We start from the raw sequence: 25,883 nt of genomic DNA, 5'->3' as shown, positions 1-25,883 counted from the left end.
GGATTACCCCATTACAAGACGCTGACGGGCCTTGGCGGCTAAACCACTGGGACGAAACAGCATCAATGCGATCAGCATGGCGCCCAGCAGGATGTATCGAGACTCGGGGAAGCTCTCGACAAAGGGAATATTGAGGGAGGCTTGCAGGAACACGATCCATACCGCGGCACCGACGAAGGGCCCGATCATGGTTCCCATACCGCCGAGCACCACCAGCATCAGGATCACGATGTTCTCGAACAGCGTGAAGCTGATGGGGCTGATGTACTGCTGGAAGTGCGCGTAGAACACCCCGACCAGACCACCGACAAATCCGCTGCACGCATAAGCCAGCAGTTTGTAGCGCGTGCCGTGGATGCCCATCGCCTCCGCCGCGTCGTCATCCTCGCGCAGCGCCACCCAGGCCCTGCCGACGAAGGAACGCACGACCCAGCCAATGCAGAACAGCAGCACGACGCTCAGTGCCAGGGCGAAGAAGTAAAGCGCCCGGGTCGAGCCAATCTCGTAGCCAAACAGCATGGGCAACGGAATCCCGCGAATCCCCATAGGGCCATTGGTCACCGGGACCCAGTTGGTCACGACGACGCGCACGATTTCACCGAAACCCAGGGTCATGATCGCCAGGTAGTCGCCGCGGACCCGCAGCGTCGGGTAGCCCAGGAATACCCCGAACAGGGCGGCAATCAGCCCGCCAATGATCAGGTTGGCATACAGCACCCACCAGGTGGCGGCGATGTCCAGGCCATAGACACCCTGAAGCACACTGACGAATACGATCGAGGTGTAGTACGCCCCGACGGCCCAGAACGCGACGAACCCCAGGTCCAGCAAGCCCGCGAAGCCGACCACGATGTTCAGCCCGCTGGCGAGCATGCCATAGAGCAGGACCATCACCAGAATGCCGAGCCAGTAGTCGGACTGGATACCAAAACCGACACCTACGGCTGCGGCGATGGCGACGAACTTGACCAGGTTGCTCGCCATCAGGCGTGAAGCGAACACACCATCGAGCAGGCGCAATGGCGCGGTGACCCATGAGCCTTTGTCGGTTCTGTCACTGGTCAGGCTTCCACGGGCATGGCTATTCATTTCCTTCCTGCCCAGCAGCCCCTGCGGACGGACCAGCAGTAGCAGCACCAGCAGGACAAAACTCAGGGCGTCCTGATAGATGGCGCCGCCGGGGATATAGCCGGAACACAGCGATTCGACCAGGCCGAGCAACAACCCACCGACCGCGGCCCCGGGAATATTGCCGATCCCACCAAGCACCGCCGCCGTCAACGCCTTCAAGCCGGGCGCGAAGCCCATGGTGGGGCTGGCGAACGCGAAGGATTGCGCATAGAGAGTGCCGGCAAACGCGGCGAACGCCGAACCGAGCACAAAGGCCAGGCCGATGATCCGGTTCACTGGAATACCCACCAGGTAAGCGGCCGTCGGGTCCTGAGCCGAAGCGCGCATCGCCCGTCCCAGCGAGGTGTAGTGGACGAACAGCTGCAGGGCGATCATGGCCACCAGCGCGGAAGCCATGACCAGCCATTCAACGCCGGTGACCATGATTTCACCGAGCTGGAGCGCCGGCAGACGCGTCAGGGGCGTCTCTGGAAAACTCAGCGAGCTGGGCCCCCAGACGGTCTGGGCCAGACTCTGCAAGAGTACCGAGACCGCAATCGAGGTAATCAGCGAAGCCATGCGCGGGGCATTGCGTAGCGGCCGATAGGCGATGCGGTCGATCAGGGCTCCCAGCGCCGCCACCGACACCATCGCGACCAGGGCCGCCAGGAAGAAGTTCAGGTTCGGCATCGCCACCTGATATCCGAACAGTGAAAGCTCGGGCAACATCAGTGACAAGGTGATAAAGGCGCCCAGCATGAACAGCTCGCCAAATGCGAAATTCACCATTTTGACTACACCGTAAACCAGCGTGTAAGCCACCGCCGCCAGGGCATAAATGGCCCCGAGCATCAGGCCATTTATCAGAAGCTGCTCAAAGTAAAGCATGAGGATCTCCAGCGGTTTTGCAGGGGCGGCAAACCGCCCCCGCACACCGCGATGTCATTACTGGTCGGCTAGAACGAACTTGCCACTTTTCACAGTGAAGTAATGCAGTGAACCCGATCGGTCTCCGTCGGCCTGGAAGGAGATGTCGCCGGTCGCGCCTGGCAGGCGCTCGATGCTGCTGAGTGCATCGTTCATGGAGGCTCGATTGAGCGGGCCGCTGGCACGCGCAGCCTTCGCCGCCGCGCCCAGGGTCAACGCCGTGTCGTAGCCCAAGGCCGCCCAGCCATTGGGCTCTTGCTGGTATTTGGCAACGTATTGCTGGACGAACGCTGCAGTTTGCGCTGACGTCTGCGAGTGGCTATCGAACATGCCATACAGCGTCATGCCCTCGGTGGCGCTGCCGCCCAACTGCACAAGCTGCGACGACAGCGCGCCATCGGTGCCGATCAGGCGGGCGTTGATGCCCAGCGATTGGGTCTGCTTGGCGATCATCGCTGCCTCGGTGTAGAAGCCGCCGATAAAAATCGCATCGGGCTTGCGCTGCTTGACGCCGGCGAGGATGGTCCGGAAATCCTTGGTCCCCAGGTTGTAGCTGTTCTGCCCGGCCAGGGTGCCGCCCGCCGCCACGAAGGCATCGGCGAAAGCCTTGTTGATCCCGATGCCGTAATCGTCCTGCTGGTACAGGATGTAGAGCGATTTGACTCCCATCGTCCGAGCGACGTACTCGCCCATCATCGCGCCCTGGGCCGCGTCGGTCATGATCAGGCGCCGAAAGTACGGGTTGATGCCCGTCAGCTGCGGGCTGGTGATCGCCGAGGCCACGATCGGCATCTGGCACTTTTTCAGGATCGGTGCGGCAGCCAGGGCGACCGAACTGAAGGTGTAGCCGGCCACCGCCAGGGTGTCCTGGTCCTCGCAGAAACGCCCCGCCGCCAACACGCCATCGTTGGGCTGGCCGTGATCGTCGGACACCTTGACCTGGAGGTTCACGTCGTCCTCCGACCTGACCTTCTCGACACCCAACTCAAAGCCTTTGCGCACATCCAGGCCGTAGGAAGCGAAATCGCCGGTCAAGGTGGCGGTAAAGCCGACCTGGACAGGTTCCGACGCACGCGAGACAACGGAACATAACAGCACTGCACTGCATGCCGCAGTTGATACTATTCGTTTGAACATGCTGCACCTCTTTAAATATTGTTATTGTTGAATTCAAGGCGAAACATCCCTGTCGCGACCTCCTTGACAACTAAGGAGGTCACGCTGAAACAAGTAGTAAATTTAACTGACGGCTCTCGCCAGGTTATTAACTTACTAAAGTTACCAGTGCAGGAATCGTAGCCCTTACATGTTCCCGCACCACCGACTCTACCAACGCCTGATCGCCACTTTTGAGGGCTCGAATAATGCCCGCATGATCATCCCGCGAAGTCATCGGCTTATCCGCATGTTCAAGCCATATGCGCATGTAAGGCTCCAGCGAGGAATGCAAGCCGACGAGCTGAGCATTGAGACGTGGCATGCCGGCCAATCCCGACAGGTACTCATGGAACTCACGATGTTTAGTGACCCATTCGGAATAATCCGAGTTGCACAGTTCCATCTGGTCAAGCAAATGTTCCAGAGTTGCAATGGATTGCGGCGTCAGCCTGGGCATGGCGAGACCGGCCGCCAGGGCTTCAAGGCTGGCACGAATTTCGAATACTTCGCGCATTTCCTGCGCATTCAAGCCGCGCACGATTGCCCCGCGGTTCGGCCTGATATGCAGCAGTCCTTCGGCGGAAAGCCTGCGGAAGGCTTCGCGTACCGGCATTCGGCTCATGCCGATTTCAGCGGCAATATCCTCGGCGACGAGCCGCTCTCCCGCGCGATAACGGCCCTGCCGGATTCCGCTTTCGATGAAGCGATATGCCTCACCTTCAGCCGAAAGTGCGAGTCCGTTAAATTCGATTTGCTCAGCCATGACACCCTCTGTATATGCTCAGGAAAACTCGACAGTCACCCAAGTTTCGAAACAGTAATCGTCCGCTAGCGACGTGACTCCGATGGTTGCCCTTGGGGCAATTCCTATTGTCTCCCCAAAGGCGTCCACCAGTAAATCGCTCATGGCGCTCGACACCAGATGCGGCTCGGTAAAATCAATGTCGCAGGCTACAAAGTTAAGAACCCTGGCAATACCCACTACGCGATCCAGATCACCAATGGCATTCTTGATCGCGGCAATGCAATTAATACCCGTCAACTTTGCCGCTTCACGCGCCTGATCGACATCAATGGAACGCCCTACGCGGCCGGGATATCTCGCCTCGCCTTGGGCATTCAACCCGGCGGTTTGCCCGGACAGAAACAACAAGTTGCCGCTGATATAGTGAGGTTTCATTTTTCCATATTTGGTGCCGTAGTAATGTTCGCCCACTTCGGCAAGCGGTAATTCAATGCCCATCTCTTTTAAACGCTGTTCAACTTTCATGCCGCCGTGCTCCTGTCTCGTGTTTCAACGACTGCCCTGGACCTCGGCAGTCACTTCGGCCAGCGCCTCTTCGTAACGGTCCAACAGGTCTGCAAGTTGCTCTTGAGTAATGATCAACGGCGGGCACAACGCAATGGCATCACCGATATTGCGCGTAATGACCTTACGACGGAACAACGCAGCGGACATCATCGTCCCCAGATTTCCGGCGGCCAGGTATGGCGTCTTGTCATCCTTGTTGCCAACGAGTTCGATCGCCCCGATCAAACCCAGGGACCGCACCTCGCCTACCAGCGGATGCGCGGCAAGCCTGGCCAGGCGAGTGGCCAGGTATTCGCCCAGGGCACAGGCCTTCGCCACCAATTCACGCTCTTGGATGATCTTGATGTTCTCCAGCGCCACCGCGGCAGCCACCGGATGCCCCCCTGCCGTCAGGCCATGGCCAAAGGTGCCGCGACTCGCACTTTGCGCAGCGACGGCCGAGTAGACCTTTTCGTTGATCAGCAAAGCGGAAATCGGCAGATAGGAAGATGAAAGCTGCTTGGAGAGCACCATCATGTCCGGGGTGATGCCGAAGTGCTCGCTGCCGAACATCTTGCCGGTCCGCCCGAAGCCGCAGATCACCTCATCGGCGACCAGCAGAATGTCGTGCTTTTCAAGGACCGCCTGGATCAAGGTCCAGTAACCGGCCGGTGGCAGTATTACCCCTCCCGCGCCCATCAAGGGTTCAGCGAACATGGCGCCAATGGTCTGCGGCCCCTCGCGCATAATCAGCGCTTCCAGTTCCTGTGCCAGGCGCTGGGAAAAATCCGCTTCGGACTCACCCGGCCGGCCTTCGCGGTAATAGTGCGGCGCGGTCAAATGAAAGAAACCCGGCAACGGCGCGTTGAAACCACCCTGGACATGAGGCAGGCCGGTCAGGCTGGAGGCACCCAGCGTTACACCGTGGTAGGCACGATTGCGCGAGATGATCTTGGTCTTCTGTGGCTGCCCCAAGGCATTGGCGCGATACCACACCAGCTTGATCGCCGTGTCGTTGGCCTCGGAACCGGAGTTGGTGAAGAAGGCCTTGCTCATGGGAACAGGCGCCAGGGCGATCAGCTTTTGCGCCAGTTCAACCAAGGGCTGGTTCGAGCGCTGGGTGAAGGTGTGGTAGAACGGCAGCTTCTTCATCTGCCGTGCAGCCGCTTCGACCAAGCGCTCCTCGCTGAAGCCGACCGCCACGCTCCAGAGGCCGGACAGTGCTTCGATGTACTTCTCACCCTGCTCGTCAAAAACGTAGATGCCCTCCCCGCGGTCCATGATCAGCGAGCCTTCCTCGCGGTTCTTCACTGCATTGCTGAACCCGTGCAAGTGATGCTGTGCATCGAGGCGGGAAAGGTTCTGTTCGGTAGGTGCGTGCATGTTTTTATTCTCTTGTATGGGGTGGATCAGTAACCGACAGCCTGGCCGTCACGACGGGAATCGGAGGCGGCAACGTAGCTGCCGTTTGCGCCGCACTGGATCAGCTGGGCGCTGCCAAACTCCATGCTCCCGGGCTCATGGATCTGCAGGTGGTGACCGCGGTTTTTCAGCGATTCAATGACATGGGCCGGGGTATGCGCCTCCAGGTGAACGACGGGCCCCGCCTCGACGCGAAAGCGCGGGGCATCGCTCATGGCCTGCGGGTTCTGATCGAAGCAGGCCAGGCGCGTCATCATTTGCAGGTGACCTTGCGCCTGCATGCTGCCGCCCATCACCCCCATGGCCATGACCGGCTCGCCTCCCCGGCTGATGAAACCCGGGATGATGCTGTGCAAGGGCTTTTTCCCCGGGCTGACCTGGTTCACATGCCCAGGCTCCAGGACAAACCCCATGCCACGGTTGTGCAGGCTGATGCCGGTGCCGGGCACGACGACCCCGGAGCCGAAGCCCTTGTAGTTGGACTGGATAAACGAAACCATCATCCCGTCGGCGTCCGCCGCGGCGAGATAGACCGTACCGCCAAGCGCTGGAGTACCGGCGACCACCGATGAAGCCTGGGGCTGAATGAGCTGTGCACGCTGGCGCAGATAGTTCTTGTCCAGCAGCGCCTCGGCCGAATGCTTCATGTGCGTGCGATCACCGACATGCGCATGCAGATCCGCAAAGGCGAGCTTCATGGCTTCGATCATCACGTGATAGGCATCGGGGCTGTCGAGGCCCATGGATTCAATATCGAACGACTCGAGCATGCCCAGCGCCATGAGGGCGGCGATGCCCTGGCCGCTGGGCGGGATCTCATGCAGGGTGTAGCCGCGAAAGTCCTGGCTGATCGGTTTGACCCATTCCACTTCCATGGCCGCCAGGTCGTCAGCGCACAAGGCGGCTCCGCATTGCCTGGCGAAGGCCAGGATCCGTTCGGCGAGCTCGCCACGATAGAAACTTTCGCCATGGCTTTGCGCGATGCTCTGAAGCGACGCCGCCTGCTCGGGAAAACGCCACCAGTCACCTGCCGCAGGCAATTTACCGTCTCGCGTGAAGGCCTCGCGAAAACCTGGCTGCTCCATCAGGTCGGGGGCCTGGGCCTGCCACTGTCGGGCGATCTGCGGACTGACAGCGAACCCCTCCTGCGCATACTCGAGCGCCGGCCCGAACAACTGCGGGAACGGCAACTTGCCAAAACGTCGCGACAGGGCTGCCCAACCCGCTACCTGCCCCGGCACCGTCACGCTGTCCCAACCTTTGGTCGGCATCTGGCGCTGGCCGGCAAAATGTTCCAGGTCCCAAGCCGCGGGGGCCCGTCCGCAGGCATCGAGACCGTGCAGCTGGCCGTTGTCCCATACCAGGGCGAACAGGTCGCCGCCGATTCCGTTCATGACCGGCTCGACCACGGTCAGGGCGATTGCCGTGGCCAACGCCGCATCTACCGCATTACCGCCAGCCAGCAGCATTCGCACGCCGGCTTGCGCCGCCAGCGGCTGCGAAGTGGTGACAACGTTCTTCGCCAGCAGCGGCATCTTTTGCGATGGATAGGGAAGATCCCAGTTGAATGTTTTGTGCATTATTTTTCACTCAGCATGGAAAGGGCTTAACTCAAACCTGAATACAAGCGAACTTGGTTTCCAGATACTCATTGATTCCTTCCCGGGCCCCTTCGCGGCCCAGTCCGGATTGTTTGACTCCGCCAAAAGGCGCGACTTCATTGGCGATCAAATGGCTGTTGACGCCGACCATGCCGTACTCCAACTGGCGCAGCACACGGAACACCCGCGCCATGTCCCGACTGAAGAAATAGGCAGCCAGACCGTATTCGGTGGCGTTGGCCATGGCGATGGCCTCTTCCTCTGAAGAGAAGCGATACAAGGCGGCAACCGGCCCGAAGATTTCCTCACGGGCCATGCGCATTGAGGCATCCACTTCTGCCAGGACCGTCGGTTCAAAGAACGTGCCGCCCAGCGAGTGCCGGCTGCCGCCCAGCAACAGGCGCGCATTCCCGACCACGGCATCGCCGATCAAGGCGTCGAGCTTATGCACGGCACGTCCGTCGATCAGAGGGCCGACCTGCGTGCCTGGGTCCAGGCCATCGCCCACCTTCAGCGCTTTCACCGCGTCAATCAAACGCTCGAGGAATTCATCGTAAATGCCCGCATGCACCAGAACGCGGTTGGCACTGGTACACATCTGCCCGGCGTTGCGAAACTTGACCGCGACCAGGGATTTCACGGCGGCGTCCAGGTCCGCATCCTCGAAGACGATAAAAGGTGCGTTGCCTCCCAGTTCCAGCGACAGCTTCTTGATGGACGGGGCACATTGCGCGATCAGCATGCGCCCCACCTGGGTAGACCCGGTGAAGCTGATCTTTCTTACCGTGTCGCTCGCGCACAGCACGTCGCCAATCTCTTGCGGATCCCCGGTAATCACCGAGAAGACCCCTGCCGGCAAACCAGCCTCTTCTGCCAGGGCAGCCAAGGCCAATGCCGACAACGGTGTCTGCTCCGCGGGCTTGAGGATCAGGGTGCAGCCCGCCGCCAGCGCGGGGGCGACTTTGCGAGCGATCATCGATGAAGGGAAATTCCACGGGGTGATCGCCGCACACACGCCCACCGGTTCGCGAAAAACCAGGTAGTGCTGGTCCTCCGAAGGCGACGGCAGCACCTGCCCCTCGATACGACGCGCCTCCTCGGCGAACCAGCGCAGATAGGCCACCGTGGAGCCCACTTCACCACGCGCCTCGGCCAGCGGCTTGCCCTGCTCCGCCGTCAGGATGCGGGCCAGCTCTTCAGTGTGCGACTCAACCAGCTCGGCCCATTGGAACAACAGCCTGGCCCGCTCCTTGGCGGGCTGCATCTTCCAGCTCTGCTGGGCCAGCCTGGCTCGCTCAATGGCATCCAGGGTCTGCGCAGCGCCCACACGGGGCACCGAGCCAATCGCCTGGCCGGTAGCCGGATTGGTCACGCTGAACGTTCGCTTGTCTGGCGCCTCGATCCAGTGACCCGCGACGAAACACTGATCCTTGATGAGCTCACAGGGTAGAGGTTGCATTTTTGGCTACCTGGATAATTGGATACATTAATACATGAATTCATATAAGCACCTTTATTCAAATCCGGCAATTCCAAAAAACGACAGGACATACCCCTGAGCGACACGGTTTGATGAACGTGGAGAGGCGTTGCAATTGATTTGAATGGGGAAAGGCCGTGGCGCCCGCTGCCTGGAGCGTTGAACCACTGCGACGGGCTAAAGCGGATGTTCGGCTTGGCCGCTCAAGGAGCGCCCTCGATGAACTCGATAAGGATGGGACTTGGCGTTGCGTCGCGCGCAATCACAGGCACGCCCTCTCCCAGGCGGGAGAGGACGTGCGCACCTCAAGTGTGGTGAATGTCCCGATCCTTGGTTTCCGGCAGGAACAAGGTGCCCAGGATCGCCGTCATCACCGCGATGACGATCGGGTACCAGAGCCCGTAGTAGATGTCCCCGGTGGCCGCCACCATGGCGAACGCCACCGTCGGCAGGAAGCCGCCGAACCAGCCGTTGCCGATGTGATACGGCAACGACATCGAGGTGTAGCGGATGCGCGCCGGGAACAGCTCCACCAGCCAGGCGGCGATCGGGCCGTAGACCATGGTCACGTAGATCACCAGCAGGGTCAGCAATGCCAGCACCGCCGGATAGTTGGTCTTGGCCGGATCGGCCTTCTCGGGGTAGCCGGCGTCCTTGAGGGCGCTGCCCAGGGTGGCGACGAAGGCATCGTTCTGCGCCTTGAAGTCGGCGGCCGGCATGCCGGTGCCTTCGAAGCTCGCCATCACCTTGTCGCCGATCCGGATCTGCGCCACGGCGCCCGGCTCGGCCTTCTCGTTCGCGTAAGGGATGGCTTTCTTCGCCAGCACGCTCTTGGCCAGGTCGCAGGAACTGGTGAATTTGGCCTTGCCCACTGGGTCGAACTGGAACGAGCACTGGGCGGGATCGGCGATCACCGTGACCGGGTTGCGCGCCTGGGCGCTGAAGACGTCGGGGTTACCGTATTGGGTCAGCGCATGGAAGATCGGAAAGTAGGTCAGCGCCGCGAGGACGCAGCCGGCCATGATGATGCCCTTGCGACCGATGCGGTCCGACAGGCTGCCGAACAGGATGAAGAACGGCGTGCCGATCAGCAGCGAGCCGGCGATCAGCAGGTTGGCGGTCTGCGGGTCGATCTTGAGCGTCTGCAGCAGGAAGAACAGCGCGTAGAACTGCCCGGTGTACCAGACCACCGCCTGGCCGGCGGTGCCGCCGAGCAGCGCCATGATCACGATCTTGAGGTTGTCCCAGCGGGCGAAGGACTCGGTCAGCGGCGCCTTGGACGACTTGCCTTCGGCCTTCATCTTCTGGAACACCGGCGACTCGCTCAGTTGCAGGCGGATGTACACCGAGACGATCAGCAGCAGGATCGACAGCAGGAAGGGAATCCGCCAGCCCCAGGCCTCGAAGGCTTCGGTGCCGAGGATCGTGCGGCAGGCGAGGATCACCAGCAGCGACAGGAACAGGCCCAGGGTCGCCGTGGTCTGGATCCACGACGTGAAGTAGCCGCGCTTGCCCTTGGGGGCGTGCTCGGCCACATAGGTCGCCGCGCCGCCATACTCGCCGCCCAGGGCCAGGCCTTGCAGCAGGCGCAGGCTGATCAGGATGATCGGCGCTGCCACACCGATGGTCGTATAGCTGGGCAGCAGGCCGACCACAGCGGTGGAGACCCCCATGATCACGATGGTGATGAGGAAGGTGTGCTTGCGCCCGATCATGTCGCCCAGGCGGCCGAACACGATCGCGCCGAACGGCCGCACGGCAAAGCCCGCGGCGAATGCCAGGAGGGCGAAGATGAAGGAGGTGGTCTCGTTGACGCCAGCAAAGAAGTGCTTGGCGATGATCGCGGCTAACGAGCCGTAGAGGTAGAAGTCGTACCACTCGAATACGGTGCCCAGGGACGAAGCGAAAATGACCTTGCGCTCCTCCCGGGTGATCCCGCGGTTGGGCGTGCTGCCCGTGGTTGTACTATCGATTGCCGGCATGAGGGTTCTCCGTCTTGTTCTTGTTATAGGCCGGAGTGCCTTACTACCCTTGCCGCACCCAGGCCCTGGGCTGATGTCATCGAACTGAAGCTCATTGAACTGATGTCACCGAACTGAAGCTCATCGAACTACGGATTGCACAAAGCATGGAAACAGGCTGACGGCCTCGCATCGCTGCCAGGTTTCCCTGAAGCATAATCAGCTTCGTGCAGATATCCACTCGCCCGCCGCCTGGCGGCCCTCCTGCCACGCCGCCGTCAACCATCACTGCCGTCGATCATTCAAATCATGAAAGCGGATTTTTCATTTTCCACCGATGCCTTCAGAATGGCGCCACCTTCAATACCGTCGGACAAGTACGTCATGAATATCAATTTTGCGGTCGCCTGCATGATCGTGGTTTCCTTTGCCATCGCCCTGTTCCACACCTGATCGGCAGCCCCGCTCGACATAGCCCCGGCCATCGGCACGGGTGCAGGCCACTGACTTGCCGCGTTCCCCACGCGGCATTTGTGTTTAAAATGCCCGCCCTTTTATTTCCGGCCCTCCTGCGATGAACCCCGACGCCCTCTCCATCCTGCACCATCACCTGCTGACAGCCCTGGCGTCCGCTCCGGCGGAAACCCGGCGCCTGTTCCATGGCCGCGGGCGTTGCTGGCCGGGGCTGGAGCAAGTGACCGTCGACTGGCTGCAGGGCGTGGTGCTGGTGGCGCTGTTCAAGGAGCCGGAGCCGCAGCAGCTGGAGGCGCTCAAGCAGTTGCTGCTGGCACTCAGCACCTCGCCGCAGTGGCAGGCCTGTGGTGCCCACACCCTGCTGCTGCAACACCGTTATCAGCTGCAAAGCCCGGTGGACTGGCTGGTGGGCGAACCTATCGATGAATGGACCCTGGTCGAGGAAGGCCTGCGCTATCGGGTGGACCTGGGCCAGAAGCAGAACAACGGCCTGTTTCTCGACATGCGTTACGGCCGCAACTGGGTGCGCGCCAATGCCCGGGGCAAGCGCGTGCTGAACCTGTTCGCCTACACCTGCGGCTTCTCGGTGGCGGCCATCGAAGGCGGCGCGACCCATGTGGTCAACCTCGACATGTCGCACGCGGCCCTGAGCCGTGGCCGCGACAATCACCGGCTCAACGGCCACGACCTGAGCCGGGTGAGCTTTCTCGGCCACGACCTGTTCAAGTCCTGGAGCAAGGTAAAAAGTGGCGGGCCCTACGACCTGGTGATCATCGACCCGCCTTCGTTCCAGAAAGGCAGCTTCCTGCTGACCAAGGACTACGCCCGGGTGCTGCGGCGCCTGCCAGAACTGCTCACGGCCGACGGCTGCGTGCTGGCCTGCATGAACGACCCGGCCGTCGGCTCGGACTTCCTGATCGACGGTGTCACCCGCGAAGCCCCGGGCCTGCGCTTCGAGCAACGCCTGGACAACCCGCCGGAGTTTCCCGATAGCGATATCGAGAGCGGCTTGAAGGCGCTGGTATTCCGTCGGGTCGAATAAGCCCGGCATCCCTCGCCCGGCCCCTCAGCAGACACCACCGCCCTCGGCCTGAGCCCCGATAGCCCAGAGGTCACTCCAGCCCCAGGCCGCGCCGGCCGATGGCGTTGAGTTCCTCGGGGCCGAACCGGCCCTGCCAGGTGCTTTCATAGTCTTCCCGGGGAAAGTCCGGCGGCGATACGCCCCGCTCGAAGGCGTCATACACCGCCTTGGCATAAGCCTGGTTTTTCGCGCACATGGGCGCCGCCGGCACGTACATCACATTGCCCCAGCCCTGCTGGTTTTCCACGGCGGCCACGCTGTGGACCAGGTCGCAATGCCACCACACCGAATCGCCGGCGCGCACCTCGGGGATCGGCCGCAAGGCCTGCATCAACAGCGGGTGCCATTGCCGGGAAACCGGCAACACCTGGCCCGGCGCCACGCCGCACAATTCATCTTCCGGCACGTCGTCGAGCAACGGGCGCAACAGCAGGTAGGCCATGGCCTTGGGAATCGGCACGCAGTGCAGCACGCCCTGGTCGGCACGCATGTCCGACAGCGCGGTCCAGCCCTGGAAGGTCCTGAACACCGAGCACGTCACCGTGTCGCGGTAAGCGTACTCGTCGACCTCGGTGCGATGCGCTGCGTCCCAGGGGTCGTAGGCCGCGAAGTCATTACGGTAAAGGCTGTCGAAGACCTTCAGGTAGGCCGGGTGCAGCCAGCGTTCCAGGGCGCCGGAATCGGTGTGCGGGCCCAGGCCCCTGGAACAGGTGCCCGGCGGCCGGCGGCCGGCGCCGGACCCGGTCGGGGTACAGCGCATTCACCTGCGGGTCGAACCATTGCCGGCCCTGGGACTCGCTCTTCCACAGCCGATTGAGAAAGACCTGCACCCGGGCCATGCGCTCGTGCTGGCGCAACTGCATCTGCGCCCGCGACCAGTAGATCGGCAAGATCTGCGGCCGCGAGGCCTCCAGGTTGCCGAAGAAGCGGTCGACCGGGCCGCGGTAAACCCGTTCGAAATCATTGCGCGCCAGATAGCCCAGCAGATCCTGGTCCCAGGCGCTGACCCTGTCCCGGGCGAAATGCCCACGCACCACCACGCAACCGCGCCGGTGGATCGCCGCGCGCTGTTCGGCGCTGACCCGGCCCGCGGCGATCTGCGCATAGTCCAGCTGCGGCCAGGCCTGGCCGCCCTGGGCATCGATCGAGGCGATCTCCTGCTCGATAAAGGCGCTGACCTCGGCGAACAGCGACTGTACGTCGCCGATCCGCGCACGCAGGGCGCGCTTCATCCGCACTATGTGCTCACGGTAGTTGTCGGGCAGGGTCTGGCAGTGGAAGGCAGCGTAAGGATTCATGGTCATGGCCTGTGTCGTTCGGGTCGGGAGAAGCGCGAGCATGGCGCCGCGCTGTTGCCATGAAACCCCAGGGCCCTGGCCGCAGGCAGTGGGGTTTGGCGCGTCGACCGATACGATTGTGGCGTTTCCAGCGCCGCTGGCAGCAGGATGCTGTCACTGGAAATGCGCGCGGTGGCGCTGGCGGAAAGCCGAAGGGGTCATGCCCTGCCGGGCCTTGAACTGGCGATTGAACAGGGCCAGAGAGCCATAGCCCACGGCCTCGGCAACCTGGGTCACCGGGGTCTGCGGCCCTTGCACCAGCAGCGCGCAGGCACGGCCGATGCGCAGGCGGGCGATGTACTCCAGGGGCGTCGCCCGGGTATGGCGGCGGAACATCCGGTGAAACGCCGAGACGCTGACACAGGCCATCCGCGCCAGCTCAGCGATGCTCAACGCTTGGCAGTAATGCGCGTGAATATGCTCCAGCACCCGCTGCAGACGCCCGTCCTCAAGCACCGCCGGGCCGGCGGCGGCCGGCAGGATCTTCTCGGCGCCACGGTCGCGACTCAGGCGGGTCAACAAGGCCAGCAACGACACCAGGCGCGTCGGTTCATCCTGGGCGACCATGGCCTCGATCAGCGGGCGAGACTCCCGCGCGGCCTCGCCGCTGAACTGCAAGGCACCGCGGGCCGCGGCCAGCAGGGGGCGCAGGCCGGCCATTTCCGCAAACAGCTCGACCAGGGCAGTCGCCCAGGCTTCGGAAAACCAGATCACCAGGGCGACATGGGGCTGGCGCGGGTCGATCCGCTGCTGCGAACTCCAGCTGTGGGGCACGTTCGGTCCCACCAGCACCAGGTCGCAATCGTCATAGGCACGCACATCGCCGCTGATATAGCGCTGCCCGCGACTGTTGAGGGTCAGGGTCAGTTCGTATTCGGGGTGGTGGTGCCATTCGAAGGGAATGTCCTCGGCCAGACGCCGATCGAGCATCGACCAGGAGGCGGTGGCCGTGGTGGGGATCTGCTCGAAGCTCGGTTTCATGGCGACACGCTGTCCTGTTGGCGAGGCTCATGGGTAGAGAAAGTACCCTGAAGCGGCGCCGCCGTCACACCGGCGCCTGCACCACCTCGATGCCCAGGCGCCGGTAGTCCTCGATGCTGCCCGAGGCCAGATGCTGCTCGGTGATCAGCGTATGCAGGCGATTGCACGGCGCCACGGCGAAGGGTTCCACCGCGCCGAGCTTGTCGGCGGTGGTCACCGCGATGACCTGGGAAGCGCTGTCAAGCAAGGCCTGCTTTACCGGCACTTCGTCGAAGTGCAGCGAGGTGATGCCGACCTCCGGGTGAATCGCGCACACCCCGGTGAACAGCAGGTCGGCGCGGATGCCCTGGATCAGGCGTACCGCCTCATGGCCGCCGGAAGACAGGGTCGCCGGGTTGAGCCGGCCGCCGGCGAGAATCACCTGGCTGCGCGCGTATTCGGCCAGGGCGACGGCGATCAGCGGCGAAGCGGTGACCGCGGTGATGCCGATATCGGCAGGTAGCGACTGGGCGATCAGCAGCGTGGTCGAGCCCGAGTCGAACATCACGATCTGCCCTTCCTGCACCCGCTGCGCGCCGAGCCTGGCCAGGTGGCGCTTGACCTCGCTGCTTTCGCCCAGGCGGGTGAACACATCCTTGCCGGTGTCCTTGGGCCGTGGCAGCGCGCCGCCGTGCACCCGCTGCAGCAGCCCGGCATCGGCCAGCTCCGCCAGGTCGCGGCGGATGGTGTCCTCGGAAACCGCGAAATGCTGGCCCAGCTCGGACGCCATGACCTTGCCGTCGCGTTCGAGCAGCAACAGGATCTTCTGCCGGCGCACATGGGGCAGTTCGGCGATAGAATGCTGGTTTTGCATGGTTATGCCTGTTTTTGCGTGTTTATGCGAGATTAGCCAAGGCTTTGCCCAAACACAACGCCGGCCCTGCGCATTGGCCGCCCGGGCCCAGGCTTGCTTTACTGAGGCAACCGGGGCGAATTCGTCCCGCCCACAAGTCATGGGGCACCCGGACGCCCATGAGTGAGGAGATAACGCGCGATGCAACGTCTCAGTGCCAAAGACTTCGCCCCCGAGCTGCTCGAGCTCTACGACTACTACGCCCACGGCAAGATCAGCCGCCGCGAGTTTCTCGACCGGGCGGCGGCCTTCACCCTGGTCGGGCTGACCGCCAGCGCCACCCTCGCCGCCCTGACGCCGAACTACGCCCTGGCCGAACAGGTGTCGTTCACCGACCCGGCGATCGTCGCCGAATACATCACCTACCCCTCGCCCAAGGGCCACGAACAGGTCCGGGGTTATCTGGTGCGCCCGGCGAAAGCCGAAGGCAAATTGCCGGCGGTGGTGGTGGCCCATGAAAACCGCGGGCTCAACCCGTATATCGAAGACGTCGCGCGGCGCCTGGCCAAGGCTGGTTTCCTCGCCCTGGCCCCCGACGGCCTGACCTCCCTCGGCGGCTACCCCGGCAACGACGACAAGGGCCGCGAGCTGCAACTGAAGATCAATCCGGAAAAGCTGATGAACGACTTTTTCGCCGCCGTCCAATGGCTGCTCGAGCACGACGCCAGCACCGACAAGGTCGGCATCACCGGCTTCTGTTATGGCGGTGGCGTGGCCAATGCCGCGGCCGTGGCCTACCCGGAACTGGCGGCGGCCGTGCCCTTCTACGGGCGCCAGCCGGACAGCGCGGAAGTCGAGCGGATCCAGGCGCCGCTGTTGCTGCACTACGCCGAACTGGACACCCGCATCAACGAAGGCTGGCCGGCCTACGAGCAGGCGCTGAAAGCCGCGGGCAAGACCTACGAAGCCTATATCTACCCCGGGGTGAACCACGGCTTTCACAACGACTCGACCCCGCGCTACGACGAGGCGGCGGCCACCCTGGCCTGGGACCGGACGCTGGCGTGGTTCCACAAGTACCTGGTCCAGGCCAGCGGCTGACAGCGGTTTGCAGGCGACGGCGCGAGCGCGCCGTCGCTTGTACTCGGCGGCTCAGCCCTTGTTCAGCAGCGCCGTGGCGATCACCGTGCCCATGGGCGTCGGTTGCGGGTCGTTCTGGTGCGCGACCGCGTTCACTGCCCAGTCCTCCAACTGCACCCGGCCCTTCTGGAAGATCATCATGTGAGTCGAACCACCGAACTCGAAATGCCCGATCTCGGTGCCACGGGTGATGTTCACCGGTGCCGCGCCTTCGTCGACGATGAACGGCGGCTCGATCACGCAGGTCGAGACCTCGACCATGCCGATGCAGATCAGCGCGACATAACCGCAGGTCGGGTGCTCGAAGACAAAGATCGCCCGGGCGGCGACATGCCCCAGGTACGGCTGCGACTCGGTGCCCTCCCAGGTGCCCTCGCCTTCGCCCTGGGCCGGACGCTGGGCGAAATAGGTGCCCGGCTGCACCCAGGAGCGCACCAGCTTGCCGTCGAGCGGGGCATTCCAGCGGTGATAGTGGGTCGCCGACAGGAAGCCCTGGTAAGCCTGCCCGCCCTGGAACGGCGCGGCCCACTGCTCCTGGCCGCCGAACAGATCGAGCAGCGAGTAATTGACGTCCTTGATCCAGAACTCGGTCTCGAACGCCACATCGTTTTCGTACTGCCAGGGCGTGGTCTCGCAGCCGATATCGACCTGGGTCAGCGGATTGCCCTGGAACGGCCGCGCGCCAGGCACGAACCTGCGAATAAAAAACGCGTTCCAGGAATCGAAGCCGTAGCCGGGCAGGTTCGGGTCATGCTCCATCTGCGTCCAGACCCCGGCCTCATGGGCCGCCGCGGAGATCCACGAGCCCTCTTTTTCCGGGTCGTTGATGTCCAGCTTGTCGAGGGAAGCGCTGCTCTTGAGGAAGGCATTCCAGGCATTGAGGACCTTCTTGAACTGCTGGTTGAAGGTCGTGTCATGGAACAGCGCGACACCCGCCTCGGTGCCCATCGACACCGCCAGGAAGGCGTTCATCGGCGTGCCGACCTGGGCCGTGGTGTTGAACGACGAGGAGGTGCTGATGATCTCGTTGAGAATCTCGAAGAAGCTGTCGTAGCCGGCGATCCACAGTGCATCGCCGTCCGTGTCCTTGATCTGCTCCTTGGTCGCCTCGTCCAGGGTCGCCACGTAGGCGTTCGACTGTTCGATCATCGAGTTGACCCACATGCGGTACACGCTGTTGTGGGTGACCCAGGTCTTGAACTCGATGATTTGCGTGCGCATCGGGGTCAGGGTGCCGGCCTTTTTCTTCTCGGCGATCAGGTTGCGCAGCGGCACCAGGAATTTGGCCGTGGCCCATACCCGGTTGGGCACCCAGAAGCCCATCTGGATCGGCCCGGCGTTGGCCAGCGTCAGGCGTTCAGCGCCGGTGCTTTCCAGGCGTGCCTGGCGCGACGGCTGTTTGGGGTTGTTGAGCTGTTTGTCGTACTGAGTCATGTCTTTACTCCTTTAAAGAGGCGGCGCCCGGGCTGCGATGGCACGGGCGCGACCAGACCGCGATGAGGTACTGGCCAGCAAACGACTGCTTCAACAGGCGTTCATGTCAGGGGGGCGACAAGGGTTTTGTACGGGGTTGAACGACACTCCGTGTCCTTCTCGCAATGCCGGTCCCGGGCAGAATGCGGCGGCCGAACGGCCATCTACAGGCGCGACTTGCCTGGACAAGTAAAGCTGCTCTGGCGGGTTTCTGGGCGGCGCCCAGAAAATTCATGTAACCGGTCGCTTCACGCCCCTGCTCGGCTGGCGATGGGCGCATGTTCGGCCATCAGCTCGGCGACCCAGTCGATAAACACCCGCAGCTTGATGCTGATATGCCGGTTGGGCGGGAACGCCACGTAGATCGGCATCGGCTCGAGCCGCCAGTCCTCGAACAGACGCACCAGCTCGCCCCGTTCCTGATGCGCCCGGGCCATGTAGTCCGGCAGCCAGAGCACGCCCAGGCCCGCCAGGCCGGCGGCGAGGTAGGCATTGCCATCGTCGACCGCCAGCACATAGCGGCCCTTGATCTGCAGGCTCTCGCCGTGGCCGTGCATGGCATAGGGCAAGGCCTTGCCGGTGCGCGCCCAGAGAAAACCGACGATGCGATGCAACGAATCCTCCAGTTCGCGCGGATGCGCGGGGGCGCCGAGGCGCTCCAGGTAGCCGGGCGCCGCATACACGCCCAGCTGGAGGTCGCCGACCCGCCGCGCCATCAGCGACTGGTCCGTCAACTCGCCGCCGCGCACCACGCAATCCACGTTCTCGCCAAGCACATCGACGATGCGGTCGCTGACGCCCAGGTCGATCTGGATGTCCGGGTAGCGGGCGTGAAACCCGGGCAGCGCCGGCACCAGGATCATGCTCGCCAACGGGCTGGGCACATCCACCCGCAGGCGTCCCCTGGGCAGCGCCGAGGCACTGGACAGGCTGGTCTCGGCATCGTCGAGGTCGGCCAGCAGGCGCACCACACGCTCGTAATACACCGCGCCGTCGGCGGTCAGGTGGACCCGGCGCGTGGTGCGGTTGAGCAACTTGACCCGCAGGCGCGCCTCCAGCTGCTGCACCAGTTGCGTCACGCTGGTCTTGCTCATGTGCAGCGTGTCGGCGGCCTTGGTGAAACTGCCCGCCTCCACCACCCGGGCAAAGGCCTGCATCGCATCGAAACGGTCCATTTCCACCCCGGCTAACCATTGGATTGTTTGGATTCCACAAACAGTGATGGCTACGGTTGCTGGTTTATCGGCCCGGCGCAAGTGCCTAGAGTCAGCTTCATCGTTCATTCCAGGCCGGCTTCGGCCCTTATCGATGGAGGCAACACATGACTCAGCGCGACGTGGTTTTTCCGCCCGGACGCCAGGCGCTTTACCAGCGCAACCGCTACTCGCCGGCGATCCGCTCCAATGGCTTTCTGTTCGTCTCGGGGCAGGTCGGCAGCACCGCCGACGGCTCGCCCGAGCCGGACCTCGAGGCCCAGGTCCGCCTCGCCTTCAACAACCTCAACGCCATCCTGGCGGCCGCCGGCAGCTCCTTCGAGGATGTGATCGATGTCACGGTGTTTATCGTCGATCCCGAGGACAAATTCGAAGCCATCTGGAAGGTGGTGCCGGAGTTCTGGGGCCAGGCGCCGCACCCGACGCTGACCGCCGTGGGCGTGACCTGGCTCTATGGCTTCGACTTCGAGATCAAGGTCATCGCCAAGCTGCCGGAAAGCACTGCCGGCTGACTCACACCCCTCGACCGGGTCACGCCCGTGGCCCGGGACTCCACGGCCGGACCGGCCTCGCGGCTCCCATTCCCAAGCCCATTCCCACGCCTGACCCAGCATCACCCATCTGCTGAGCAATGATCTTTTGTCAGCCCCGCGCGGCCAAGCGTTAACTCTCGCCCCGCGAAGTCCTTTGACGGACCCCGTCACAAAATCAATAAGAGGGTTGGCCGATGCAAAGCAATGGCGCGTTGCTGTGGGTGTTGTTAGCCGCGATCGTGATGATCGTGGTGCTGATTGTCAGGTTCAGGGTGCATGCCTTTCTGGCGCTGATCGCCGCCTGCGGCCTGGTCGGGATGGGCTCGGGGATGCCCTTGAATGCCATGCTCGAATCGTTCCAGAAGGGTCTGGGCGATACCCTGGGGTTTCTCGCCGCGATCATCGGGCTGGGCAGTATCCTCGGCAAGATGCTCGAGGAATCGGGGGGCGCCGAACGCATCGCCCGGACCTTGCTCGACACCCTGGGCGAGCGGCGCGCCTCCTGGGTGATGATGCTGGTGGGGTTCATCGCCGGCATCCCGGTGTTCTTCGAGGTCGGCTACATCCTGCTGATTCCGCTGGTGTACGTGGTGGCCAAGGCCACCCGCCTCAACCTGCTGCACCTCGGCGTGCCGCTGGCGGTGTCGCTGATGTGCGTGCACTGCATGCTGCCGCCGCACCCGGCGGCCATGGCCATTACCCACTTGCTGGGGGCCGACGTCGGCAAGGTGATCCTCTACGGCCTGCTCGTCGGCCTGCCCACCGCCATCGTCGCCGGGCCGCTGTGGATCCGCCTGGTGGCGCGCAGCCAGGCCGAACCCTGGCAGGCGGCTTTCCTCGAGGAGCGCTGCGAGGCCCGTGGCGAACGAGTGCTGCCCGGCTTCTGGCTGACGTTGCTGACCATCCTGCTGCCGCTGCTGCTGATGATCGGCAAGACCTTCGCCAGCGCCCTGCCCGCCGGCTCGACGCTGTCCGGGCTGCTGTCGTTCTTCGGCAACCCGCTGGTGGCGCTGCTGATCGCCGTGGTCTTCGCCTACTGGTCCCTGGGCTTGCGCCGTGGCCTGGGCATGCAAGACCTGCTGGGGCACACCCAGAAAAGCCTGCCGCCGCTGGCCAGCATCCTGCTGATCATCGGTGCCGGCGGCGCCTTCAACGGCATCCTGATCGACAGCGGCGTGGGCAAGGTGCTGGCCGATTCCCTGACCCGGCTGGACATCAACCCCGTAGTCCTGGCTTGGCTGGTGGCGGGCCTGATGCACTTCGCGGTGGGCTCGGCGACCGTGGCCATGATGAGCGCCGCCGCCATCGTGCTGCCGACCCTGGGCGTCGACTCCGGCTACAGCAAGGAGATCATCGTGGTCGCCATCGGCGCCGGGGCCATCGGCTGGACCCACGTCACCGACTCAGCCTTCTGGGTGGTCAAGGAATACCTCGGGGTGTCGCTGGCCGATGCCCTCAAGACCTTCACCAGCGCCACGGTCCTGGCCTCGGCGGTGGCCTTGCTGCTGACCCTGGCCCTCTCTCATTTCGTTTAAACCTTTGCCACAGGAGACTTCCCCATGATCGCAGGCCAGCCACTCGCTACCTGGACCCGTCGCTTCCCGCTGCTCGAAGAGCTGATGGCGTTGCGCGAAACCACCTGGTTCACCGCCACCCGCGCGCCCCTGGCCGATGGCCTCAGCGATCTTGCGCTGAGCGCCGCCGACGTGGCCGACGCCAGCGCCCGCCTTGCGCGTTTCGCCGCGTATTTTCGCGTGGCTTTTCCCGAGACCTTGGCCAGCCACGGCATTCTCGAATCGCCGATCCAGCCGCTGCCGGCCTTGCAGGCGGTGCTGGCCAGCCGCTATGGGCAAGCCCTGCCCGGCGCGCTGTGGATCAAACAGGACAGCCACCTGCCGATCTCCGGGTCGATCAAGGCCCGCGGCGGTATCTACGAGGTGCTCAAGCACGCCGAACGCCTGGCCCTGGAGGCCGGCCTGCTGCACCCGGACCAGGACTACAGCGTGCTCGACTCGCCCCAGGCCCGGGCGTTCTTCAGCCACTACCGGATCGCCGTCGGCTCCACCGGCAACCTGGGCCTGTCCATCGGCCTGATGGGCGCCCGGCTAGGCTTCCAGGTCACGGTGCACATGTCCGCCGACGCCCGCCAATGGAAGAAGGACAAGCTGCGCGCCCATGGCGTGAACGTCATGGAATACCAGAGCGACTACAGCATCGCCGTGGCCCAGGGGCGCCGGCAGGCCAGCGCCGATCCGGCCTGCCATTTCGTCGATGATGAAAACTCCACCGACCTGTTCCTCGGCTACGCCGTGGCCGCCGAACGCCTGAGCCGGCAACTGCAACAGGCCGGGGTCCGGGTCGATGCCGAGCACCCGCTGTTCGTCTACCTGCCCTGCGGCGTCGGCGGTGGCCCTGGCGGCGTGGCGTTCGGTTTGAAGCTGGCGTTCGGTGATGCCGTTCACTGTATATTTGCCGAGCCCACCCATTCGCCGTGCATGTTGCTTGGGGTGCACACCGGGCTGCATGACGAGGTGTCGGTGCAGGACTTCGGCATCGACAACCTCACCGCCGCCGACGGCCTGGCCGTCGGCCGCGCCTCGGGTTTTGTCGGCCGCGCCATGCAGCGGCTGATCGAGGGTTACTACACCGTCAGCGATGACGAACTGCATGCCCTGGTCTGGCTGATGGCCAAGCACCAACAGCTGTACCTGGAGCCTTCGGCGGTGGCTGGTGTCCCAGGCATCGCCCGGGTGCAGGCACAGCGTGACCAGTACCTGCAGCGCAGCGGCCTGAGCGCCGCGGCTTACGCCCGGGCCACCCACCTGGTCTGGGCCACGGGCGGCAGCATGGTCCCGGACACCGAGATGCAGGCCTACCTGGCGCAAGGCGCCCGGGTGCTGCAAGGCTCATAACCGACCGACAGGAGAAGCGCCGGCTTGTACAACCTACCGCCCCGACTGGATGCCAAGCTCAACAGCAGCCAGTTCTCGAACCTGTTCACCTTCCAGGCCGCGGCCCGCCACCTGAGTTTCAGCAAGGCCGCCGATGAGTTGTGCCTGACCGCCAGCGCGGTCAGCCATCGCATCGCCCGGCTGGAGGCGGAGCTGTCGATCCAGCTGTTCCGCCGGCTGACCCGACGGGTGGAGCTGACCGAGGCCGGCGAACGGATTTTCGCGATCCTCCAGCAGACCCTGGGCGAGCTGTCCGAAGTCCTGGCCCAGCCGGTCGACGCCGACCTGGCCGGGCCGCTGACCCTGTACGCCCACCCGTCCATCGCCCACTCCTGGCTGGTGCCGCGCCTGGCCGAGTTCGGCCAGCGCTTTCCCGGGGTCAGGCTCGACCTGCGCGTAGGCAACGACCGCATCGACTTCCGCACCCGGCAGATCGACCTGGCGCTGTACTACGGCAATGGCGAGTTCCATGGGCTGGTGGCACACAAGCTGATGCAGGAGCGGGTCGCACCGGTGTGCAGCCCGCAATACGCCGAACGCCATGGATTGACCGGCGCGTTCGAGCAACTGCAGCACTGCACCCTGCTGCATGACTCACTGGCCTGGGACCACGCCACCTTCGATTCCGAATGGGCGCTGTGGATTCGCCAGCATGGCGGTGATGTGGCCATGCCGAAACGCGGGGTGACTTTCGATCGCTCGGACCTTTGCGTTACCGCCGCCATCCACCATGCCGGCGTGGCGATCGGGCGCGAGCATCTGGTCAGCGAGGCGATCGGGCAAGGCCAGCTGGTGCTGCCCTTCACCGGGTTTACCCGCAGCGGCGAATACGACTACTACATCGTCCACCCGGCCCTGGAGACCCTGCCGCGACGGGTCTCGGCCTGTATCGCCTGGTTACGGGAGTGTGCGGCGCAGACGCCGGGAATCTGAAGGCCGGCGCTGGAGGCCGGCTGGGGGGAGATCAGCGGCTGGCGCCGCCGCCCTTCTTGCGCAGCGTCTTCAAGCGCTGGCTCGCCCGCTGCACCGCCGCCATCTTTTCCGGGCGCTTCATGCGCTTCCATTGGCGGATGTCGTCCTTGCTGCGCCCGCAACTCAGGCACAGGTCGCCGCTCAACTGGCAAACGGCGATGCAGGGGTTGTCGATTTCCTTGGCCATGCGTCAGCCTGGCTGTCGGTCGTCGCAGGTGCTGCCAACCATCAATGCTGCATCTTGCTGTGGTCGGGCATATTCAGGGCGCGGGCCTGGGCCTCGACCTTGATCGACTCTTTCTCGCCCTTGGCATTTTCCACCACCAGGGTCAGCGGCACCTTGTCGCCTTCCTTCACCTGGGCGACCAGGTCGATCAGCATCACGTGATAACCGTGGGGGTCCAGGGCCACGGCCTGGCCGGCCGGCAACGCAACGAAGTCCGCCGGGCGCATGCTCATCACATCGTTGTGCATGCTCGACTGGTGAATCTGCACGATCTTGGCCACTGGCGACTCGACGCTGAGCAGCTTGCTGTCGTCGCTGGCGGTCAGGGTCATGAAGGCCCCGGTCGCCTGTTGCCCGGCGACGGTGGCGCGTACCCAGGCGTCGTCGACCTGGGTCTGGGCCGCGGCCTGGCCCGCCAGGCCCAGCAGGGACAGGCCGATCAGGATGCGTTTGGCGCGTTGGGCGATAGCGGTTTTATTCAGGGCCGGGTACATCAGCAGACCTCCATGACGGTCAGTAGATCTTCCGCGCACTCTTGCGCGGTAAGCGATTGGGACAAGCCAAGGCGCAACGTGCCCCGGGAGTCGTAGACAAAACTGGTGGCGGTGTGGGACAGGGTGTAGGTCGAACCGCTGGGGATCTTCTCGTAGAACACGTCGAATTCCTTGGCCGTGGCCGCGGTCTGCTCCAGCGTGCCGTACAGCGCGACGAACGACGGGTCGAAGGCCTTGACGTAGGCGTCGAGGACCTCCGGGGTATCCCGCTCGGGGTCCAGGGTGATGAAGATCACCTGCAGGCGGTCGCCGTCGCGGCCCATCAGTTTCTTGGCCTGGGCCGCGCGCGCCAGCGTCGTGGGGCAGATGGCCGGGCACTGGGTGAAACCGAAGAACACCATCGGCATCAGGCCGCTATAGCTTGAGAGCGTCCTGACGTTGCCCTCGGTGTCCTTCAGCTTGAAGGTACGGCCCATGATCTTGTCGCTCAGGTCCTTGCCATATTTGTACGACAGCTGGCCCCGGGTATCGCAGCCGGCCAGAAGACCGAGACCCAACATCCCCATACCTGCAATCACCTCGCGGCGACTCAACAAAACACTCATTCGTTACCGCCCTTTGAGGAGCCGAAAGTCCAGACGACCCGCCAGGCGGCCCATCCGTAAAAGCCACGCATGGTAGCAAAACGAGGCGCCCCGCTTCCTGCCAAATGGATGACAGGTTGTGTGCGACCTTGGTCGGGTGCGACGTTTAGCCGCGCTTGCCAGCGGCGCTCAGCCCAGCCGCGCCAGGCGTTGTTGCCAGTTGCCGCCGTTGATGCGCTGGCATTGTTCTTCGCTGTCGTACCGCACATGGGCCGCCAGCGCCTGCAACTCCACGCCGGCGTCATGCAGCGCCATGGCTGTCAGTTCGAGCATGCGCTCGCCCTGCCCGCAGGCCAGGGCCAGGGCCTTGCTGGCCTGGGTGTCGAATACCCATACCACTCTCAGGCTGGCGGGAAACGCCGCGTAATCGACCACATGGGTCAGCCAGGAGAAACCGACGATTTCTGCCTTGGCGGTTTCGCAGGCGTCGGTGAGGCTGGCGACCAGGCGGCGTTCGAGACGCGCCTGCTCGCGTTTGTTTGATGGCATGGTGGCTCCTTGGCTGCCCGGTATTAAGCGCCGGAGCCGTGCAGTCTTGCCGCGAGCTCCCATCAATACAAGCCCCATGGCTGGCTGGCGCG

25 protein-coding genes are annotated in these 25,883 nt (G+C 63.8%); 6 read left to right on the top strand and 19 right to left on the bottom strand.

What is annotated here, in order from left to right:
- Positions 1-3 precede the first annotated feature (3 nt).
- From J4E58_RS16085 to J4E58_RS31975, 9 genes are all read right to left on the bottom strand, one after another.
- Positions 4-1,998 carry an ABC transporter permease subunit gene (locus tag J4E58_RS16085; RefSeq protein ID WP_087088159.1) on the bottom strand — a complete coding sequence of 665 codons (1,995 nt, stop codon included), beginning with the start codon at positions 1,996-1,998 and terminating at the stop codon, positions 4-6.
- Positions 1,999-2,055: 57 nt separating this feature from the next.
- Positions 2,056-3,174: an ABC transporter substrate-binding protein gene (locus J4E58_RS16080; RefSeq protein ID WP_087088162.1), complete on the bottom strand. Its 1,119-nt coding sequence runs from the start codon at positions 3,172-3,174 to the stop codon at positions 2,056-2,058.
- 127 nt (positions 3,175-3,301) lie between these two features.
- Positions 3,302-3,958 carry a GntR family transcriptional regulator gene (locus tag J4E58_RS16075; protein WP_007924929.1) on the bottom strand — a complete coding sequence of 219 codons (657 nt, stop codon included), beginning with the start codon at positions 3,956-3,958 and terminating at the stop codon, positions 3,302-3,304.
- 18 nt (positions 3,959-3,976) lie between these two features.
- Complete coding sequence (locus J4E58_RS16070; protein ID WP_007924927.1) at positions 3,977-4,465, bottom strand: RidA family protein; 489 nt, start codon at positions 4,463-4,465, stop codon at positions 3,977-3,979.
- 24 nt (positions 4,466-4,489) lie between these two features.
- Complete coding sequence (locus tag J4E58_RS16065; RefSeq protein WP_007924918.1) at positions 4,490-5,869, bottom strand: aminotransferase; 1,380 nt, start codon at positions 5,867-5,869, stop codon at positions 4,490-4,492.
- 26 nt (positions 5,870-5,895) lie between these two features.
- Positions 5,896-7,488 carry a gamma-glutamyltransferase family protein gene (locus J4E58_RS16060; protein WP_087088164.1) on the bottom strand — a complete coding sequence of 531 codons (1,593 nt, stop codon included), beginning with the start codon at positions 7,486-7,488 and terminating at the stop codon, positions 5,896-5,898.
- Positions 7,489-7,519: 31 nt separating this feature from the next.
- Positions 7,520-8,968 carry an NAD-dependent succinate-semialdehyde dehydrogenase gene (locus tag J4E58_RS16055; RefSeq protein ID WP_087088166.1) on the bottom strand — a complete coding sequence of 483 codons (1,449 nt, stop codon included), beginning with the start codon at positions 8,966-8,968 and terminating at the stop codon, positions 7,520-7,522.
- A 326-nt stretch (positions 8,969-9,294) separates the two neighbouring features.
- Positions 9,295-10,971: an MFS transporter gene (locus tag J4E58_RS16050; RefSeq protein ID WP_087088168.1), complete on the bottom strand. Its 1,677-nt coding sequence runs from the start codon at positions 10,969-10,971 to the stop codon at positions 9,295-9,297.
- Positions 10,972-11,252: 281 nt separating this feature from the next.
- Positions 11,253-11,384 carry a hypothetical protein gene (locus tag J4E58_RS31975; protein WP_256583235.1) on the bottom strand — a complete coding sequence of 44 codons (132 nt, stop codon included), beginning with the start codon at positions 11,382-11,384 and terminating at the stop codon, positions 11,253-11,255.
- A gap of 140 nt (positions 11,385-11,524) precedes the next feature.
- On the opposite strand from J4E58_RS31975, the gene J4E58_RS16045 reads away from it, so the two are divergent.
- The gene (locus J4E58_RS16045) at positions 11,525-12,466 is read left to right on the top strand and encodes a class I SAM-dependent methyltransferase (protein ID WP_087088170.1); all 942 of its coding nucleotides are present in this window, start codon (positions 11,525-11,527) and stop codon (positions 12,464-12,466) included.
- A 70-nt stretch (positions 12,467-12,536) separates the two neighbouring features.
- Here the strand turns inward: J4E58_RS16045 and J4E58_RS31970 are convergent, their stop codons facing one another.
- The 4 genes from J4E58_RS31970 to J4E58_RS16030 all read right to left on the bottom strand — a co-directional run bounded on the left by J4E58_RS31970 (position 12,537) and on the right by J4E58_RS16030 (position 15,676).
- Positions 12,537-13,175, bottom strand: a complete 639-nt coding sequence (locus J4E58_RS31970; RefSeq protein ID WP_256584105.1) for a YbiU family protein — start codon at positions 13,173-13,175, stop codon at positions 12,537-12,539.
- Positions 13,120-13,809 (bottom strand): YbiU family protein, encoded by a 690-nt coding sequence (locus J4E58_RS31965; RefSeq protein WP_256583236.1) that lies wholly within the window; start codon positions 13,807-13,809, stop codon positions 13,120-13,122. The genes J4E58_RS31970 and J4E58_RS31965 overlap by 56 nt, the downstream gene beginning before the upstream one ends.
- Before the next feature lie 147 nt (positions 13,810-13,956).
- Positions 13,957-14,823, bottom strand: coding sequence for an AraC family transcriptional regulator (locus tag J4E58_RS16035; RefSeq protein WP_087088172.1), 867 nt, complete (start codon positions 14,821-14,823; stop codon positions 13,957-13,959).
- A 64-nt stretch (positions 14,824-14,887) separates the two neighbouring features.
- Complete coding sequence (locus tag J4E58_RS16030) at positions 14,888-15,676, bottom strand: DeoR/GlpR family DNA-binding transcription regulator (protein ID WP_087088174.1); 789 nt, start codon at positions 15,674-15,676, stop codon at positions 14,888-14,890.
- A gap of 180 nt (positions 15,677-15,856) precedes the next feature.
- Between J4E58_RS16030 and yghX the strand changes: the two genes are divergently transcribed.
- The gene (yghX, locus tag J4E58_RS16025; protein ID WP_087088176.1) at positions 15,857-16,756 is read left to right on the top strand and encodes a YghX family hydrolase; all 900 of its coding nucleotides are present in this window, start codon (positions 15,857-15,859) and stop codon (positions 16,754-16,756) included.
- A 51-nt stretch (positions 16,757-16,807) separates the two neighbouring features.
- Here the strand turns inward: yghX and J4E58_RS16020 are convergent, their stop codons facing one another.
- Positions 16,808-18,229 (bottom strand): phosphatidylserine decarboxylase family protein, encoded by a 1,422-nt coding sequence (locus J4E58_RS16020; RefSeq protein ID WP_087088178.1) that lies wholly within the window; start codon positions 18,227-18,229, stop codon positions 16,808-16,810.
- 287 nt (positions 18,230-18,516) lie between these two features.
- Entirely contained in the window at positions 18,517-19,443 is a 927-nt protein-coding gene (locus tag J4E58_RS16015; protein ID WP_087088180.1) for a LysR family transcriptional regulator, read from the bottom strand.
- 146 nt (positions 19,444-19,589) lie between these two features.
- Between J4E58_RS16015 and J4E58_RS16010 the strand changes: the two genes are divergently transcribed.
- The 4 genes from J4E58_RS16010 (at position 19,590) to dsdC (ending at position 23,899) form a co-directional block, all read left to right on the top strand.
- Positions 19,590-19,994: a RidA family protein gene (locus tag J4E58_RS16010; RefSeq protein ID WP_087088182.1), complete on the top strand. Its 405-nt coding sequence runs from the start codon at positions 19,590-19,592 to the stop codon at positions 19,992-19,994.
- 215 nt (positions 19,995-20,209) lie between these two features.
- Complete coding sequence (locus J4E58_RS16005; RefSeq protein WP_087088184.1) at positions 20,210-21,550, top strand: gluconate:H+ symporter; 1,341 nt, start codon at positions 20,210-20,212, stop codon at positions 21,548-21,550.
- A 24-nt stretch (positions 21,551-21,574) separates the two neighbouring features.
- Positions 21,575-22,927, top strand: a complete 1,353-nt coding sequence (locus tag J4E58_RS16000; protein WP_087088186.1) for a D-serine ammonia-lyase — start codon at positions 21,575-21,577, stop codon at positions 22,925-22,927.
- Between the two features lie 24 nt (positions 22,928-22,951).
- On the top strand, positions 22,952-23,899 hold the full coding sequence (gene dsdC, locus J4E58_RS15995; RefSeq protein WP_087088188.1) for a DNA-binding transcriptional regulator DsdC: 948 nt from the start codon (positions 22,952-22,954) through the stop codon (positions 23,897-23,899).
- A 31-nt stretch (positions 23,900-23,930) separates the two neighbouring features.
- On the opposite strand, the gene J4E58_RS15990 is transcribed toward dsdC, so the two are convergent.
- From J4E58_RS15990 to J4E58_RS15975, 4 genes are all read right to left on the bottom strand, one after another.
- Positions 23,931-24,125 (bottom strand): DUF1289 domain-containing protein, encoded by a 195-nt coding sequence (locus tag J4E58_RS15990; protein WP_087088191.1) that lies wholly within the window; start codon positions 24,123-24,125, stop codon positions 23,931-23,933.
- Positions 24,126-24,166: 41 nt separating this feature from the next.
- Positions 24,167-24,658 carry a copper chaperone PCu(A)C gene (locus J4E58_RS15985; RefSeq protein WP_053260577.1) on the bottom strand — a complete coding sequence of 164 codons (492 nt, stop codon included), beginning with the start codon at positions 24,656-24,658 and terminating at the stop codon, positions 24,167-24,169.
- Positions 24,658-25,263, bottom strand: coding sequence for an SCO family protein (locus J4E58_RS15980; protein ID WP_087088193.1), 606 nt, complete (start codon positions 25,261-25,263; stop codon positions 24,658-24,660). The genes J4E58_RS15985 and J4E58_RS15980 overlap by 1 nt, the downstream gene beginning before the upstream one ends.
- Positions 25,264-25,431: 168 nt before the next feature.
- Positions 25,432-25,791: a hypothetical protein gene (locus tag J4E58_RS15975; protein ID WP_087088195.1), complete on the bottom strand. Its 360-nt coding sequence runs from the start codon at positions 25,789-25,791 to the stop codon at positions 25,432-25,434.
- Positions 25,792-25,883 lie beyond the last annotated feature (92 nt).

It is taken from the genome of Pseudomonas sp. FW305-25, assembly GCF_017351415.1.
Classification (GTDB): Bacteria; Pseudomonadota; Gammaproteobacteria; order Pseudomonadales; family Pseudomonadaceae; genus Aquipseudomonas; species Aquipseudomonas chlororaphis.
Note: the sequence above shows the minus strand (reverse complement) of the source record. Positions and strands in the feature narration are given on the sequence as shown.